Annotated in this window: 17 protein-coding genes; 6 read left to right on the plus strand and 11 right to left on the minus strand. The window is 51.2% G+C overall.

Annotation, left to right across the window (positions count from 1 at the left end):
- Window positions 1–210 precede the first annotated feature (210 nt).
- A complete protein-coding gene (locus B5D39_RS15015) occupies window positions 211–801 on the plus strand; it encodes an ACT domain-containing protein (RefSeq protein ID WP_078791280.1) in 591 nt (196 codons plus the stop codon).
- A gap of 99 nt (window positions 802–900) precedes the next feature.
- Here the strand turns inward: B5D39_RS15015 and B5D39_RS15020 are convergent, their stop codons facing one another.
- Complete coding sequence (locus B5D39_RS15020; RefSeq protein ID WP_078791281.1) at window positions 901–1,239, minus strand: zinc ribbon domain-containing protein YjdM; 339 nt, start codon at window positions 1,237–1,239, stop codon at window positions 901–903.
- Window positions 1,240–1,292: 53 nt separating this feature from the next.
- Window positions 1,293–2,477, minus strand: coding sequence for a formate-dependent phosphoribosylglycinamide formyltransferase (gene purT / locus B5D39_RS15025; protein ID WP_078791282.1), 1,185 nt, complete (start codon window positions 2,475–2,477; stop codon window positions 1,293–1,295).
- A 147-nt stretch (window positions 2,478–2,624) separates the two neighbouring features.
- Between purT and B5D39_RS16835 the strand changes: the two genes are divergently transcribed.
- Window positions 2,625–3,026, plus strand: a complete 402-nt coding sequence (locus B5D39_RS16835; protein ID WP_139366800.1) for a hypothetical protein — start codon at window positions 2,625–2,627, stop codon at window positions 3,024–3,026.
- Between the two features lie 134 nt (window positions 3,027–3,160).
- On the opposite strand, the gene B5D39_RS15030 is transcribed toward B5D39_RS16835, so the two are convergent.
- The 9 genes from B5D39_RS15030 to B5D39_RS15070 all read right to left on the minus strand — a co-directional run bounded on the left by B5D39_RS15030 (window position 3,161) and on the right by B5D39_RS15070 (window position 11,677).
- Entirely contained in the window at window positions 3,161–4,411 is a 1,251-nt protein-coding gene (locus tag B5D39_RS15030) for a heavy metal-binding domain-containing protein (RefSeq protein WP_078791283.1), read from the minus strand.
- 251 nt (window positions 4,412–4,662) lie between these two features.
- The gene (locus B5D39_RS15035) at window positions 4,663–5,841 is read right to left on the minus strand and encodes a hypothetical protein (RefSeq protein ID WP_078791284.1); all 1,179 of its coding nucleotides are present in this window, start codon (window positions 5,839–5,841) and stop codon (window positions 4,663–4,665) included.
- A 171-nt stretch (window positions 5,842–6,012) separates the two neighbouring features.
- The gene (locus B5D39_RS15040; protein ID WP_078791285.1) at window positions 6,013–6,921 is read right to left on the minus strand and encodes a DUF4424 family protein; all 909 of its coding nucleotides are present in this window, start codon (window positions 6,919–6,921) and stop codon (window positions 6,013–6,015) included.
- Window positions 6,922–6,996: 75 nt separating this feature from the next.
- On the minus strand, window positions 6,997–8,031 hold the full coding sequence (locus tag B5D39_RS15045) for a DUF2157 domain-containing protein (RefSeq protein WP_078791286.1): 1,035 nt from the start codon (window positions 8,029–8,031) through the stop codon (window positions 6,997–6,999).
- A 148-nt stretch (window positions 8,032–8,179) separates the two neighbouring features.
- The gene (locus tag B5D39_RS15050) at window positions 8,180–8,629 is read right to left on the minus strand and encodes a hypothetical protein (RefSeq protein WP_078791287.1); all 450 of its coding nucleotides are present in this window, start codon (window positions 8,627–8,629) and stop codon (window positions 8,180–8,182) included.
- A gap of 229 nt (window positions 8,630–8,858) precedes the next feature.
- Window positions 8,859–9,257, minus strand: a complete 399-nt coding sequence (locus B5D39_RS15055) for a hypothetical protein (RefSeq protein ID WP_078791288.1) — start codon at window positions 9,255–9,257, stop codon at window positions 8,859–8,861.
- Between the two features lie 118 nt (window positions 9,258–9,375).
- Window positions 9,376–10,218 carry a site-2 protease family protein gene (locus B5D39_RS15060; protein WP_078791289.1) on the minus strand — a complete coding sequence of 281 codons (843 nt, stop codon included), beginning with the start codon at window positions 10,216–10,218 and terminating at the stop codon, window positions 9,376–9,378.
- Window positions 10,219–10,279: 61 nt separating this feature from the next.
- Window positions 10,280–10,735 carry a hypothetical protein gene (locus tag B5D39_RS15065; protein ID WP_078791290.1) on the minus strand — a complete coding sequence of 152 codons (456 nt, stop codon included), beginning with the start codon at window positions 10,733–10,735 and terminating at the stop codon, window positions 10,280–10,282.
- Window positions 10,736–10,804: 69 nt separating this feature from the next.
- Entirely contained in the window at window positions 10,805–11,677 is an 873-nt protein-coding gene (locus B5D39_RS15070; RefSeq protein ID WP_078791291.1) for a DUF2167 domain-containing protein, read from the minus strand.
- Window positions 11,678–12,176: 499 nt separating this feature from the next.
- Between B5D39_RS15070 and B5D39_RS15075 the strand changes: the two genes are divergently transcribed.
- The 4 genes from B5D39_RS15075 (at window position 12,177) to B5D39_RS15090 (ending at window position 16,726) form a co-directional block, all read left to right on the plus strand.
- Entirely contained in the window at window positions 12,177–12,839 is a 663-nt protein-coding gene (locus B5D39_RS15075; protein WP_078791292.1) for a class I SAM-dependent methyltransferase, read from the plus strand.
- 14 nt (window positions 12,840–12,853) lie between these two features.
- The gene (locus B5D39_RS15080; RefSeq protein ID WP_208610604.1) at window positions 12,854–13,885 is read left to right on the plus strand and encodes an ABC transporter substrate-binding protein; all 1,032 of its coding nucleotides are present in this window, start codon (window positions 12,854–12,856) and stop codon (window positions 13,883–13,885) included.
- 82 nt (window positions 13,886–13,967) lie between these two features.
- On the plus strand, window positions 13,968–15,950 hold the full coding sequence (locus tag B5D39_RS15085; protein WP_078791294.1) for a TonB-dependent receptor plug domain-containing protein: 1,983 nt from the start codon (window positions 13,968–13,970) through the stop codon (window positions 15,948–15,950).
- A 5-nt stretch (window positions 15,951–15,955) separates the two neighbouring features.
- The gene (locus B5D39_RS15090) at window positions 15,956–16,726 is read left to right on the plus strand and encodes an energy transducer TonB (RefSeq protein WP_078791295.1); all 771 of its coding nucleotides are present in this window, start codon (window positions 15,956–15,958) and stop codon (window positions 16,724–16,726) included.
- Window positions 16,727–17,186 lie beyond the last annotated feature (460 nt).

Here is a 17,186-nt window from a genome sequence, read left to right on the forward strand (position 1 = left end):
ATGCAACTTCATTGCCGTCTGCTTGTTTTTGCAGCTAAACATGCAAGCGTATCGTACAGGACTACATAGCGGAACGATGATGCACTTTGTAACCGGCTTGTTTTATTGCATTTAATTCGAATGGCGAGTTGGCATGGCACATGAAAGGAAAATGTTACAATCTAACAAGCGGCTGCCTTTGCAGTCGATACACCGAAAGGGGTGGTAATTGTGCATACTATTCAGGCAACGACGCCGGAATCTAAAACACGGGTGACGCTCCATCACCATGGACTACAACGTTATGAGCTTGGCCTGCATGGGCGGCTTGAACCTGGCTGGGCAGGTCGTTTGAGTAACGGCATGGCACAACGCAAGGTTAACATCATGCGGGTTGAAGCTGCCCGCAGTGCTGGCTGGAAGTGGCGTTCAACCATTGATCTGGATTTTTTTGCTGCTGCTGCCAAGCCGGATACGATTGATTTTGTATCGTTGATCCAAGCCCCGACGGCACCGGCACCAGCGTCAGTAGAGCTGCTGATTGATGATTACCTGCTGGAACGCTCTACCCGTTGCGAAGGGAGTCTCTATCTGGAGATAAGCGGTCCTGACCGGCTTGGTCTGCTGTCATCACTGCTGAACACCTTCAGCCTGTATTCGCTGTTTCCGGCCGAGATGCGGGTTGAGACGCAGAGGAAACGGGTCTTTGACCGATTCTGGCTGAAAGGACTGGGTGGCAGCTCCCCATCAGAAGAGGCCACAACAGCTATCAGAGAGCGGATGCAGGAATGTATGCAGGTAAAGCGGAGATCCATAGCTTAGACGAACCTCATCCAAGCCCGTAACAAGAACGCCCCTTATCCATTCTCTGATCAGAATGGCAAGGGGCGTTGTGCGTAGCACTGCGCTGGCACCGGTACGTCAGGCCTTTTTGACAAACTCCGATTTTAATCCCATGGAACCGAACCCGTCGATCTTGCAGTCGATATCATGATCACCATCCACAATCCTGATGTTCTTCACCTTGGTGCCGACTTTGACCGATGATGACGCCCCCTTAACCTTCAGGTCCTTGATCACGGTTACGCTATCGCCATCCTTCAGCTCAGTGCCAAAGGCATCCCGTACCACTCGCTCGCTAACCGTCTCCTCTGCCGCCGTCATTGGCCATTCATGGGCACACTCCGGGCAGACATACTTTTCTCCATCTTCATAGGTGTAGGCAGAACTGCAGGACGGACATTTGGGTAATTCACTCATTGCTGGTTTCCTTTTCAATTTTTGATGCGGCTACGAATTAAAACAAGGGCAGGCTATCCCTGCGGCACGATCTGTACACAATGGGCGCTGGCCTCGGCCCGGCTTCTGGCCTCATCAGTGCTTGCACCCTGGGTCAGGCTAACCCCCATCCGGCGGCCGGGCCTGGTATCCGGTTTGCCAAACAGCCGCAGCTTGGCAGTGGGGATGTTCAGGGCATCGGAAACACCTTCAAACCGCACATTATCCTGGCTTTCTGTGGCCAGAATCACATGGCTGGCTGACGGTGCCAGGTTCAGGATCTCAGGCACCGGCAGCCCCAAAATGGCCCGTACATGCAGCTCAAACTGGCTCAGATTCTGGGAGATCATAGTCACCATGCCGGTGTCGTGGGGGCGGGGCGATACCTCACTGAACAGCACCGTATCGCCTTTGATAAACAGCTCTACCCCGAAGATACCATAACCGCCCAGGGCGGTGGTTACTGCCTCTGCCTGACGCCGGGACTCGGCCAGGGCTGCTGGTGACATGGCCATCGGCTGCCATGACTCGTGGTAATCCCCCTTGATCTGCACATGGCCGATGGGCGGGCAGAAGGAAGTACCGCCAACGTGGCGGACCGTCAGCTGAGTGATCTCGTAATCAAAGTCGATAAAGCCCTCGATGATAACCGTGTCCGAGGCGCCGCGTGCGCCATCCATGGCGTACTGCCAGGCAGTATCCACCTCGGCTGCGGTTTTCACCACGCTCTGCCCCTTGCCGGATGAACTCATGATCGGCTTAACCACACAGGGGAATCCGATGTTGTCGGCAGCAGCGCGTAGTTCTGCTGCGCTGGAGGCAAAGGCATAGGGTGCGGTTGGCAGGCCCAGCTCCTCTGCTGCCAGCCGCCTGATCCCTTCACGGTTCATAGTCAGGTTGGCGGCCCGGGCCGTGGGGATCACCCGTTGCCCTGCCTGCTCCAGCTCCAGCAGAAAGACCGTATCAATCGCCTCAATCTCCGGCACAATCAGGTCAGGCCGTTCTGCCTCTATTACCCGGCGCAGTGCCTCTCGATCCAGCATGCTGATCACGTGGCTGCGGTGGGCCACCTGCATGGCCGGTGCATCAGCATAGCGATCAACCGCAATCACCTCAACACCCAGACGTTGCGCCTCAATGGCTACTTCCTTACCCAGTTCTCCTGATCCCAACAACAGCAATTTGGTGGCTCCAGCCTTTAATGGTGTTCCAATGGTCATACGGTGACATCCTCCATGGATAGCGTTATTCAGATTGCAAGAAATAAAACCGTTGTGCGGGCAAACTTATTTCAGCATTATTGACAGTACTATTAAACTGTTGTACACAATTTCAAGCTAAATAAACTCCATAAAGGACATAATCGCATGCAACGTACACTTTTTATCCTATTATTTGCAATAATTTGCTCCGGACATGCATTCGCTGCTGACAATATCTGTAGCGTTGCCGGACCTTTTGTCAATTCAACGAGCATTCAAATAGACGGTTTTGCCGACAAAAATGCTTTGCGCACCTTTGATGGGTCTGGAAGTATTCGTGATGTTAGAAGCGGTGGATTGGCATCGAAATTCACTTTTATTGTTGACTGTGGTAACAACGTATTAGTCGAGGTTCCAACGAGTTCACCACAAGCATCAAATGGCGCAAAAATAGGTGATTCCATTTCTTTTTCAGGTAAGTTCAACGGGATGTCACGCAGAAGGTATGTAAATACCCATACTTGGTACTTAATGGTAAGTTTGGCAGATAATGCCTCAGTATATTAGTACCTGAAGGATTGTAGGTGTGCCATCGCTTGGTATGGTCTGAGCTGTCTCGTATTTGTCCTCTTTGACCGATTCATGCGCATAAGCACGTGAATCGGTACTCTCTATTCATAAAAACTGCCACTTTTCCCCGATTACCGATGTTTCAGCACAAACATGAAAACATAGAAGAGAAACATGATAATGCCGATGGCTATGGCTATCGGCCCGCCCTGTGTGGCAGCAGCTGAAGATTTGCCGCTTTCCGTCAGTGATACTGCCTGACCGGTCTGGGGCTTTTTATCAAAAAACGTATCTCTGTCCCTGATGATCGCCTGGGGGATCAAGACCGGTGTCCGGGTTGTGATGCCATCCATTTTTTTAACTGCCGTACCGATTGCCAGAAACTCTATCAACCCTCCGCCAAGCTCATAGACATGAATCTTGACGCCAACCACCTCGTCAGCGCCGTAACGTTGTGCATCAGCCTGAATCCTGTCCAGCGCCTTTTCCCGTGCTTCGTACAAAAGAGAGGTCAGGACATCAACCTCACCACGTACCATTGATTTGAAGATCGATTTTATACCACCCACAATCCCCAGTGAATAGACTGAAACCCCCATGACCAGGCGGATCGGCATATAGCCGATGTTGATCATATTCCACATCTCTTCGTTGGTCATGTCCGAAGTGATCGGCTGGGTAGCATACTCAGCCAGAGCCGGGTGTGAAGAGGCGGTCCCCAGCATCAGCATCTCCTGGGCACCCATCAGCGGAGTAATGGTGGTGTTTATGCCGATCACCGCATTAGCCTTGCACTGCCGTGCCTCTCTGGTGATCCGTTCAAGGGCAAGATGCCGTGTCCGGTCGAATATCTCAGAATATTCCTTGACCTCCCCCCTGCCCAGGCTTCGCAGAAAGCCGAAAATATTGCCCCCAAGTCCGATGGAGTAGGCCACGTTGCCGATAACATACTGAACCGGTTTGAATCCGCAATCAGCCTGGCAGTACAGCTCCTGCGCATCTGCAGAGGTGGAGAAAGAGAGGGTTTCGTTCGCTGCATCGGCAACATGCACGACAGAGCCGATGGATAGAAATTCAATGTTGCTGCCGTGGCTGATCAGTTCCGTGGTGACACCGGTAACACCGGTACCGCCGCTTGCTTTTGCCTCTTCCAGCATCCGGTTGATTGCATTTATACGGCCATCATGGATCAGGCTGGTGACATCCGGGATCTCACCGCCAAACAGAATATTCAGGCCTGCGGTCAGGCTGCCAAGTATCCCCAACGCAAAGACACTGTTGCCGATACAGATATTGCCGGGGCTCAGGGAAAGCTTCTTCAGGCAGTAGATCTCGTTTCCGGAGAGATTGGTTACATGGCTGTGGGAACGTACGTTTGACATGGGTACCTCGTAATCAAAGGGATATCGCTTGTTACCATGAGAAGTGATACCGGAGAAAGGCTTTTCGTGCAAAAGCGCAAGGAAATAACAGAAGAACAGATAGTTAACTATACCTTATGCAACACCTTGCCGGTGCATTTGAAATGCATTCCAACTATCTGCGGTTCTTTGTGATCTTTGCGTTCAGTGGCGGCTAACTGCTTTTCCCAGGATTATTTGATCTGCGCCAATGATCAGCTCCACCCGACTGTTTACGCAAGACACACCCGCACGCGGTTGATCAGGTCTACGGTGTCTAAAACCTTTTCTTTACCTTCCCGGTCCTGTTTGAGCAGGTATTTACCGTTAGAGAAGACAATATCGCCGTTTTTCCCCAGGTCAAAGTCAATCACGCCCTTTTTGAGGCAGGTAAGGCTGCCGTCTTTCTCCAGCCGCGTTAATTCCCAACTGCGGGGGGCGATGCCGGGAAAAGAATCACCTTTATCGCGGTTCTCTTTAAGCGTCTGTTCAGCATTGATCATATTTTCGTTAATGAACAGATCTTTGGGATCCTTGTTTTTAGCCTTCGTAGGATCAGGCCCGGCTGTGGAGAGCGGTTCGCCGGTGTAGCGCATGCTGAAGAGTTGCAGAAAAGAATAGACAGCCCGCCCCAGACGGTACGGGATCAGAACAATATCCTTGAAGGTCATACCTTTCGAGCCGGGTTTTTCGTGTGGCCGTTTGATAAAGTAGAGCCTGTCTTCGCGGTCAACCTTGGGCAGAAAACAGTCGTGTCTGGGCAGGGAAACCAACTCAGAAATTGTTCCAGAATCGAGGTCAAGCCGGTTGATAACCTTCTCGCCCAGCTCTAAAAAGCGTCCTTCCCCATCCTTGCCAACGCCTGCAGAATCATAAAAAATCGAGCGGCTGGCTTGCTTTCCCCAAACCGGGTTTTCGTCAAAGCAATCACCTTCTGTTATTTTCCGGTAGCGCGAGTTTTTAGGTTCAAACAGGGCTAAATGTCGCTCCCACGGACAGTCCTGAACTGAGACAACAAGCTCACCGGTCACAGGATGGCAATCAAGGTTCATAAACCTGGTCATGCTGTCATGGATGATGTGGCCCTCATCTTCCCCGTCATTCTTCGGGTTCTTTAGAAACAGGCCTGAATAGTCCTCAACATCCAGGGAATAGACGATCATGCCATCTTTCGCAAAGGCAAGACCGTTTACATTCGCCCGAGCATGTATCTCCTCTGAATCCGGCCCGGAACTTGTGCGGACTCCCTGAAAGGCTGCGCCCATTCCCTCGGTCTTCCAGGCGTTCTTCTTCTGGATCGATTCACGGTTTTTATTGTACTTTTCCAGATACTGGCTGCTGCCAAAGGCTGTAAGGCCCCCTTCGCGGCAGCCAAGCCGGTTCTTTGTTGCGAATACAATCATATCGTCCATGAAAATGTCTCCTTGCTTTGAGCAACGGCGGGGAAATAACCCGCCCGACCGGCATCGAACTGCCTAGTTGGGACTTCGCCTTTTTAGTCTTCTGCCTTTTTACTTTTGTCTCGAGTCCAGGGCTGAGCCCTTCCGGGGCTTTCGGTCTCCACACAACATCAGATCAGGTGATTATTCTGTTTTGCTGATAAACAGCAATTCCAGATTACGTTTCGGGATGAAATTCTGCTTATGAAACTGATAGGTCTTTGAATCGGTTTTTACCAGTTCTTCATCGAAACAGAGACTCAACAGATCTGATGCATTCTGCTTTTTAATAATCAGCCTGAAATCTTTGATCGGCCCCTGCCAGTTTTTAGCGGTCATAAGAATATAGCTTAGGTGTTCCCAATTTACGCCATGGACCCCGCTTTGCTTTCTGATGGTGGACTGGGCATTCTCATTCAGGCAGGTACTCTTTTTGAATGTCTGTATAATTTCACTGGCGGGGCGCGGAACACCGCTTGATATACTCGGTTTGTAGCTGTGGCTGATCGCCACAGGTTTGCCAGCTGGGAATGTCTGCTTCCAGATAAAGTACTCGCTGATTGTAAAACGGGGCGAATTATTTTTATCAAGCCATCTGGCCGGAAGTTGTTTTTTGTTATTTGGATATTCACCCTCTTCAAGAGAGGCTACCGCATTAACATCCCACCCCAGTTCAAAAAAATTCTGTGTAATATCCTGACCATTGTCAAGCAGCACAACCAACTTGCGTTCGGTCTTTACCTGCTTACCATTAACCATCAGCTTGAAATCGGCAATTTCACTATGGTCCCCTTGCCCGAAATACATTGGAGGCATGGGGAAGGCGATCGGTATTGTCAGTTCCTTCTGACTGGTGTTTGTAAATACGTATTCGACCAGTACCTTTTTCTGACTAATGGTCAGCACCTCCTTATCCATGCTGATGTCAGGCTCTGCTTTGAATTTGATGGTTCCGTTAGAGTCACCAAAACTGGAATCGTTCGCAGATGCAAATCGGCAAACCAGTAAAGCTGAGAACAACAAGGCGATTGATAGTAATTTGCAGGTTTTCATATTTGTTCCTTATGTACCGATATCCCTCTGGGAATGCCTTGCGCGGCGATTTTTACCACGACATATGTTCTCAGGTTAGCTCCTTCGTTCAATCAGCTCCTTCAGCGGGACGGGAAGAAAACCGCGGAGGGTGCTGCTAATCTTCTTTTCATGCCGTTGCCATACAATCCCGATGTATATGACGCCAAGGCCAATGCCGGTCAGAACGAACGGGAACATCATGCTGTCCTTAAAAACATCATAAGCCAGATGCCCGATATATCCGGCTGCGCCCAAACCTCCGAACACAGCAAATACTCTGCGGGAAAGTATTGATCCTACGACTATCATTATGAGGTTAATGCATAGGTATATGAATTTATTCAATTCGCTGTTTGAGTTCATCATGGATAAACCACCCCAAAATGCTAACACCCCAAATATGTAAAGCCAAAAGGCAAAATCCTTTTCGAATCGTGATCGGATATCCACCCAGAAGGCCATCAGACAGATAAACAGGCCGAACCAGAGTGATACGAGCTTTCGCAGGTCCCAGCTTGCGTCTGCTTCGCCAAAAAGTAATGGCGTCAAGTCCATGCTCATATACCAGAGCGTCACGGCCACCGGCATTACCAGAAACGGGAAGCGATAGCGCCACAGCATGATAGCGCCGGTTGCGAGCGTGGCGAGTTCCATCAAAATCCAGCGCCAGTTGATGTGCGTATGATACTCCCGGTAAACGTGGCCTTCCGGCCAAAATCCGAGAGCAACTTGTAAGCCGTAGACTGCCAGTGGCGTCAATACCACGACAAAGGTTGCCATGATACCGGCAGGTATTTGCAGATGGCGACGTGTGAGGAAAAACTCAGTAAGCCCGAGGCCTGCCATTCCGTAAGCGAGAGCAATGCCAAAGAGTCCCCATCCACCGAACCGCTCCCACCCGAGGTTCATGAACAAGCTCATTGCTCCAATGGCAATCAGACCACCGAGGTAATAAAGTATGTGAGTGAAATGAAAACTCGGAGTGTCTTTTCGTTGTTCAAATAAAAACTGCCAAAGCTGCTCAGCTTGCAACTCCGTTACAATGCCCTGTGCAGTTGCCTCTCGAAGACGTTCTCGGTTTATTTCCATTTGTTCTCCTAACGGTTCGGCAGAACAGCGCGGTTTTAAGCCGCTGCTTCTGTCTGGTTAAAGCTTTCACCCTGCTGTGAGAAACGGTTCGGGAGCCAGGTTATGTGTGTGGTTGTCCTCCGGCTAGCTGATTATGCCTCGCGGCCAACTAGGTAGCGGTTGGTATAAGGACAAAAATCTTGTTGCAGCGATTACACATATATGAATCGTCCCAAGCCGCTTTTAGCGGAGGCCAGGTTTTTTTGTTGTATTGGAACGCAAAACAGACCCACAACACTGAGACCGCCATCCATGCATAGGTGAACAAATGGCCGCCCCAAAACTTTGGCCCGAATACTTGGGCGACTATGTGTAAAATGTAAATTGCCAGAAGCGGTTTTAGATAGGATTGCTTTTCTGGTGGGGTGGCCCGCTGCGACGCAGCCGTTTGGGATATTCCTGTGGTTGAAGTGGAAGCGACACCGCCACCGAAACTGCCACAACTACCACCGATACCTGAAGTCGAAGAGGTGGTGTTGATTTCTGACAGTCCTGCTTCATAAATAACAGAAAGGCGTTGAATATTTTCGCTCTTGCACGCCGGGCAAACGTAATCCATAAAATCCTCCAAGGTGATGCTTCTTCAAAAAGTTGCTTTGCAACGGCTCCTGGGTAACGCATGACGAATAAAGAAAGTTCAGAAGGTCTAACGGTTCAACTGCCTGGTTGGAGCTTCGCCTTTTTAGTCTTCTGCCTTTTTGCCAAATGTGTAGACCTTACACTCATTTCTTCTTTTTTCTCGTTTCCCGTTTTAAGGCAGTAACCGCCGGAACAGAACAGTTTGCAAGCTATTGTCCAGTAAGGGGATTGCCCATGGGGCGGGCTGCATAATCCTTGTCTACGAGTTTTCCAGCCTTGTTAAATGTGTAAGAAGCGATGTAAGTTGTACCAACATCAACACTTACTCCCTGTGTGGACACATTTTTCATGTAAACATGTACTCTCTTGCCATTCATTTTCTTGATTTCTGCTGGAGAGCCAAGAAGTGTCTTGAGGTTAGCTTCAGAGGACTGCCCAACAACCAATTTTCCATCGTTAAACTGTGCTTGGGCCGCTTCAATCGTCCTCGGTGGCGGCTCACCTTCCTTGCCAGTAAGCATGTATTTGTAGCTATCTGTTACTGGCGCACAACCTGTTAAGAAAGCTACAATACCAACAACTAGCGTTTTTTTTACAATTCTTTTCATTCTCTATAATCTCCTTTTCAGATCTGCCCTTCCTCCGTTTTGGGATGTTGGCCAAATTCAACTTGTGCTCCGCTCATCCCGCCAAATAGGCCATCTGGCCTGCGGTCATCTACTGGTGTTATCGTGCCACATGGGTAAGCGACATCGCCACGGCAAGAAAACCTAAAAGTACAAAATAGAGCAGTGATATCTGTATCCTGGTTTTCTTATCCACCTCAAAATATTCTGATGGCGCTGACTTTCTGTTCTTCCATAGTTCATACACATTACGACCGGCTGGCAGAAGAATTAAAAACAGGATCGGGTTGTAAGAACGGAAAAACATGATCAGGATGCCGATAAAACCAAAGATCCAGATTTTGGGTGAGAGTGCGGCAACAACCCTCCCGCCATCAAGCGGGCTAACCGGAATCAGGTTGAAGAGGTTAAGGAAAAAACCGGTGTACGCAACCGCCATCATAAAAGAACTACCGGTGTAGAGCGCTGCTGACCAGCACAGCATGGCGCCGCCTGTGCCGACAAGTGGCCCGTAAATTGCCGTCCATGCCTCTATTCTCACGTTTTTTGGCTGTTCTTTCATGGCGATGTAGGCACCGACAAAGGGGATAAAGACAGGGGCGCCGGCCTTTACACCAAACTCGCGGAGCGCATACACATGTCCCATCTCATGAACTAAAATCAGCAGTACAAACGCAACGCCGTAGGCCCAGCCCCAGGCCAGGGCATAGGCCCACATGCTGAGCACCATGGTAAGGCCGGTTTTTAAAACCGCGGCAAGCTTAAGCGTCTTAAGTCCGATAAACAGCGGTTTCAGGAACTTAAGGACAAATGCCCCACCAACGGCAAGGGTTGCAATGATGCCGGAACGGCGTGGCTTTTCTGGCGGATTGTCTGCAGTGGCTGTCGCAATAGCCGTTGCTCCATCTATCGTGACTGTTTCCGGTGCGCTCTCTGTGCTCATAACGGCCTGTTTCTGCTCGACTCATTTGGTATGGAGCCGACGCATTGAACTGATCCCATCCTTAGTTTTCCTCTGGCTGCGCTGTTACCATTTCCTGTTCCTCAGACGTAAAAGAGAATTTGTACGCTTCATAAACCGCTAACCCGTAAAACAGAAGATCCATGGGCTGAGAGGTTTCTTTTAAAAGATCCATAACAATGGTGGGTGTCAAGTTTTGAAGCACACTCATCACCGTCAGGTGTTCCTGTTTTGCAACCAGAATCACCGTGGTCAGCAGGTTTCCTGCAACGCAGCCAACAAGGGCAATGACAGCAGCGATTATGCCAAAAACCACTGTCGTACCTTTGCCAAGATACTTCATCGAATAGCCCACAAGGAAACCGACGCCAACCGCCATCCATCCGATCTGGTACCCTGTTGCTACGGTAATAAGTGCCCAGGCTATTGCCCCGACGATTGCAGCAACGCATCCTGCAATGATTCCAAGAATAAGGTTTTGGTTGTCAGTCGTATTCATGTGATTCTCCCTTTTCAGATGTGACGTGAGGTGATTAAACGTACGTTGCTTGCAGTGTTGCTACAGTTTTTATTCTTTCTTCTTAAACAGTTTGACAATATAGCCGCCCAAGGCAGCAACACCGACAATGATCAGCTTTTTTGCTGCCAAAAGCGCGGCAAACAGTTTGGCAAACAGGCCCGCTTTTGCGGCAACACCACCAGCAACAAGCGCAGCGATACCATAGGCAGCGGTTTTATCGGTTTTTGCATCATAGTCGGCGTAGGTGTAACCGGCATTGAAGTTGGTAAAAGCAAGCACCGTCTGCATGTCTTTTTCAACAGTGCCAAGCTGGTCAATGCCGGAAACCGCGTTAAGCACAAGAACACCTTTTCGCCCTAAAAGACGGATGTTGTAATTCAGTGTATGTTCCTTTTCACCGTTAAAACTGAGCTCTTTAGCCCAGTAGAGTTTGTGGGCTGATTTGTCGTAGCGCGGCTTTGCTGCCCAACCAACAAGCTCCAAGGTTTGGTGCCCGGCCTTCTGGCGCTCTTTGTTCGCCTCGGCAACGCCTTCCTTCATCTCCTTTAATAAATCATCGTAATTGATACTGTCTGCATCCTTGTCTGAAACATGGCCGTCTTCTTCATAGGTGATGACCACTCCCCAACTATTCTTTGAAGTAGGGCCAATATCAGCAGGAAAGATCATGCCGAGCGTGCCGTCGCCCGATGGGTTTCCCCAGGCATTCACAAGAACCTGTTCAGTATCTTTGGGTGATAAGTAGCGGAACGTATCTGGAATCTTGATGGTTGCCATGCTGCCTGGAAGAACAATCGTACCTTTTTGGTACTTCAGTGATGCCTCAAATTCAGCATCCGTCATTTTCCCCTTCTCGGCTGCATATACAGGCACGCAGGTAAACAGAACCAGGCAGATAAATAGTAGGGCCGTTTGTCGCATTGTAGCTTCTCCTTCGTAGGTGGATGGGGCGTTGTGCTGCTGACTTGGTTAAAGGGTGGTTTACGTGTGTAGACCGGTGCTTTTTTCAAGTGGAATAGCTTGTTCAGCAGATTTTTAAATTGGCGTGATACCTAGTGATATAGCTCAAGGTTTGGGTGTCGTCAAATGACCAACCTGATTTTTTACCCCCCGGCAGCATAGGCTTTGATGCCTCCAGGCCACCTAAAACCGCTCCAGTCTTTTGCTGAGGGCGATATCGCCTTACTTCAAATTTGTACCAAGCTGCATCGTCTTTTTCCTGCAACGAATAGCTGATCTCTCTTCACCTGCCTCTGGTCATAAAAACAGCACTGGCACTGTTTTTATGCACACGGTCGTAATTTGCAATTCTTACAACAGATCTCAACATGTTGATTTTTAATGCCTATCCAGAAATGTACGTTTTTGGCACGCGTTATGTAGTTGCATATATAGCGTAATGACAGAGGAGGAAACAAGCATGCAGATTGACGCCAACAAGTTTGACACCATTGCCCGTGGTCCGTTTGCGCCGGTATATCCGCTGCTGGCCAGTCAAATCCTTGCACGTAGCAGTATTACCAATGGTGTCTGCCTTGATCTGGGCAGTGGTGGCGGCTATCTGGGGCTGGCCTTGGCCTTTCGCAGCAGGTTACGTGTCTGTCTGCTGGATGAATCAGACGACATGCGCATGATTGCAGAACAAAACATTGCTGAACACCAGCTAGATAACCGGGTGGTGGCAATTTGCGGAGATGTACACAACATTCCGCTAAAAAGCGGCAGCGTAAATCTGGTGGTAAGCCGTGGCTCCATCTACTTCTGGAATGATCTTGCCCAGGTATTGCGGGAGATCTGGCGGGTGCTGGCGCCGGGCGGGCAGGTCTGCATTGGCGGTGGATTTGGCTCTAAGGAGCTGCGAGAGGAGATCATCCGCAAGATGCGAGAGAAAGAACCGGATTGGCAGCCCAAGTGCCGCGGGTTTGGTGATGATCATTTTTATGATGCAATCAAGGTGGCAGGGATACCGGATGCAGGGTTGCTGAAGGATGAAAGCGGTACCTGGGTTGTGTTCAGTAAGCCATTTGATCTTCCGCTGCAAACAGTATCATCAGATTTTGCAACCGCCTGTGAATACAAATGAACCGGAGAACTGCCATGAAACTGCTGCTTTCAGCATCTCTGAGTGTCTTGTTGCTACTGCAGACCGGAACCGGCCATGCCCGCGAGATAACCGATATGACCGGCAGAAAGGTGCTGGTGCCGGATCGGATCAGCCGGGTCTATGCCAGCTCACCTCCAGCCAGCTACCTGCTCTATGCCATGGACCCAACCCTGATTGTTGGGCTTAACTCTCCTTTGAATGAAACAGAGAAGCGGTTTCTCAAACCTGCGGTCCGCTCGCTGCCGGTAATCGGCAGTTCAGTCGGCCAGGGCAAGAACATGAATACAGAACTTCTGCTGAAGGCCAGGCCGGATATTGTGCTGGTCTGGGCCTGGCAGCAGCCACAGATTAATGCCAGGTTTGAGCATGTTTTCCGGCAGTTGAAGATTCCGGTGGTGCAACTGCGGATTGATTCGCTGCGGGATTATCCGGCAGCGCTTACCTTTTTGGGCTCGCTGCTGCAACGGGAAAAACGGGCTGCCAAATTGCGGAGCTATGCTGAAGAAACATTGAAGTCAGTTGATCAGGCAGTGGCGGGTATCAAACCGGAACAGCGCCCAACGGTCTATTACGCCGAAGGGCAGGATGGCCTGGCCACTGAACGGGATGGCTCCTTCCATGCCGAGTTGATCGGGCTGGCTGGCGGCAGAAATGTGCATCGCGGAGAGGCGCTGGATCATTACGGCATGGAAAAGATCAGCATGGAGCAGGTCATGCTCTACAACCCGCAGATCATGCTGGCGCAGGAGGCTCCGTTTTTAGCAGCAGTTGGCCGAGATCCACGCTGGAAATCAATCAAAGCGGTGCGGGATGGCCGGGTCTACCGCATCCCCCGCGCACCGTTTAACTGGTTTGATCGCCCCCCGTCATTCATGCGCCTGTTGGGACTGCGCTGGCTGACCAACCGGCTGCATCCTGATCTCTACCGTTTTGATGCTGCTACTGAGACCAGGCGCTTTTACCGACTGTTTCTGGGGATAGAGCTGAATAACAAGGATCTGATGGAGATACTGAAGCAGAGCTGAAACCGGTGTCTCTACAAAGCAGTACTGCGTCTATCGTTATAACAATAATTACATAACGGCTGATGCCGGACAGGAGGAAACAATGAAAAAACAGGTGATAATGGGCGTTGCCCTGCTTGCGCTAGGCAGTGCAGTGACACAGGCAAGTGCTGAAGAGCAGGCAGTGGAAATGGGTGGCGTTGGTGTTACCGGGAAAAAGGACAAGCAACCGGTCTACAGCGCAACCACGGTGCCGGCCAGCGCCTCTGCCACGGTGGAGGAGTTCAGCCGTGAGGATATCCAATCTATTGCCCCTGCCAGTGTCTATGACATTGCCGCGCTGTCACCTGGTGCGCGGGTGGAGTTTCAGGGACGCAAGGGGATGAATGCGTTGCAGTTGCGGGGTGGCGATACCGTGGGAATCATCCTGGACGGGGTCTACATCCCCTGGTCCCAGGCCTCCCGAATTATGGCCCAGTTTCCGGTGGATGCAATTGAATCGGTCAGGATCGTACGGGACAGCTCTGCCGTCACCCTTGGCCCCTTTGTGGCCTTTTCTCCGGCCATGAGCCATGACAACGTGCCATCCCCCGGCCTGGGCAGCTCAAACCAGGGCTTTATGGTGATCACCACCAAAAAGGGCAAAGGGCCGGAGCTGGGCGGGATTGCCGAATACGGCAGCCTTGATACCCGTAACTTCCAGCTCTACCACGGCAACAGCAAAGGGCCGTTTTCCTACCGGATGGTGGGTACCGCCTCCGGCACCAGCGGCAGGGCAGGTTGGAACAATGCCGCCAATAATCTCTCACTGCTGTTAAATGGCAATTATGATAGCACGGCGCTGAAGGCGGATTTCCTGATCTATTACGCCAATGGCCGCCGCGAGATCCAGCGATCCACGAAGGACAGCACCGCCTATACCTCACTCTGGAACTATGACCCGCTGGAGTCGCTGCAAATCGCCCTGAACCTGCATAAACCGTGGAATGCGGTGCACACCACCTCGCTCTCCTATGCCCGTGGCCGGGTTACCGACGATGAATACCTCAAGAGTTCAACCAGTACAACCATCCCCCAGGCAGTACGGCAGGAGGATCAGGTGGAAACCTGGCACCTCTGGCATGTGGCAGCCACGGAAAACAACCGGCTGACCGGCGGTTTTCAGGCCTTTCTCTGGAAAAGCCCTACCGGCCAGTTCTTCTATGAAGGGGTACCCCGCAAGGAAGACCTGTTCTCCGGCTATCTGCAGGATGAATACAAATTCAACAACCGGCTGACTCTGGATGGCGGGGTGCGGGTTGATACCAAGCTGATTGAGCAAGGCTCGGATAAATATTCACCCCTGCAGGCCACCAACAAGAAGATTGAAAATGAATGGCAGCAACCGGCCATCAGTATGTCAATCGGCAGCTCGTACCAGCTGAATGAGCAGCACAAACTGCTGGCACGGATGGGTTACACCCGTCAGGAAGCTGATACCTTTCTGGCAACCGTGGGCAACAAAACCCTGAACACGGAAGAACGGTTCAAGTACGAAGCAGGGGTTGAGGCCAGCTATCACCCGGCCTTTAATCCCAGCGTTACCCTGTTCCTGTATGACATCAACAACTTTGCCTATTCAGCAGCCACCGGCGGCAGCGGCTCATCGGTCTACAACATCTACGACACTGCCAACATCATCCGCAAAGGGGTTGAAACATCCGTTAAGGGCAGCCTGCCCTGGGGCTTTGGCTACCATGCGGGCTATTCCTACATCACCACCAACCGGGGCGACACCAACAAAGTTATGCCCCATCACAATGTCAGTCTACGGCTGTCCCACCAGATTGGCGGCCTGGAAAGCAACCTGATCCTGAACTACGTCGGTCCCTATGAAAACAACTTCCTTTCAGTGGGTAACATCTACCGTCCAGCCGGGGAATATACCCGTGTAGACCTGAATGTCAGCTACAGCTTCAAGCTGGATAAGGCCCAACTGCGGGCCACGGTCTATGGCCGCAACCTGCTGGATGACCGCTATGTGACCATTGCGGGCTGGCAGGATCAGGGTATCACCTGCGGCGCTAAGCTGGAAGTTGCGTTCTAAGAAAGATGCAACTGCTGTGCGGTGACATCTATTGGCGTGGGGGGCATGGAACCAGCACTACGCGCCGGTTCAGGTCAGCCTTGATCGGGTCGTTGCTGATCCACTGCACGCTGGGCGGGCTGGCAACTGCCGTGGTGCTGCAAAAACCGACTCTGCAGGAACCGGTGGTGATCGATCTGACCACGGCATCGCTCCCTGAACCGCAGACGCAGCAGCAAGCACCAAAGATGACTACCCGGAGCAGAAGCAACACTACTGCTCCGGCAAGGTCGGCGCCGCAATCGCTTCCTCCTCCGGTAGCGGCGCCGGCTTCAAAATCGCCAGCAGCAGCTTCCCAGCCGGTTGCAACCCTGTCGGCAAAAACCGATGGCGCACCGCAGCAGGCCACGGTGGGCGGCACAAACAAATCAGTTGGCGGAGGCGTAACTGCCCCAGGTGAAGGCGTTGGGACAAAGGGAAACGGACAGGTAGCCGCAGAGACCAAAGAAACACTGCAGAAACGCTACTTGCGGGAACATTTTGCCTACATCCGCGACCTGATCGGCAAAGAACTGCGCTACCCGCGCCAGGCGATCCGCATGAACTGGAGCGGACGGGTCACGGTTTCATTTCTGGTTTTGGTGGACGGCAGTGTCTCAGATCTGCGGGTAAGTCACAGTAGCGGCGTATCACTGTTGGACAGAAACGCCATTGAAACGGTTGAACGTGCCGCACCGTTTCCCAGACCACCGGTCAGTGCGCGGCTGGTTATGCCGGTGGATTATGTCCTTGAGTAGCTAACCTTAAAACGACAGTTAGCCACAGAGGTCACAGAGAAACACAGAGAACTACAAGAAAATCAGCTTTTAACGCCTCACCCAAAAGGGAATCAGGTCGCTTGTTGTGCCTTCCTGCTTTACCTCTGAGACCTCTGTGATCTTGTATGTTCAGCGTGTAGCATCTAATGTTCTTTCAAGTAGCCAGGGAATGACAGCTTGATCGTGTTTTGGGACACCAAGCCCGTCACAGAGCGTAAGGCGTCATTCCCTTCCTCCCAATAGCCCGAACAGTTGACTGGGGACCATCTGGATCCCGCATTCTGCAAGAACGGGAAAGGAGAAAGACTATGGGAAAGAATCTGTTTATCGGCATTGATGTTTCTAAAGCTATTCTTGATGTTGGTGTCATTCCAACAGAAGAAGTAAAACGTTTCACCAATGATGCTGATGGTTGCAAAGCGCTTATCTCCTGGCTGTC

The organism is Trichlorobacter thiogenes, from assembly GCF_900167465.1.
Classification (GTDB): domain Bacteria; phylum Desulfobacterota; class Desulfuromonadia; order Geobacterales; family Pseudopelobacteraceae; genus Trichlorobacter; species Trichlorobacter thiogenes.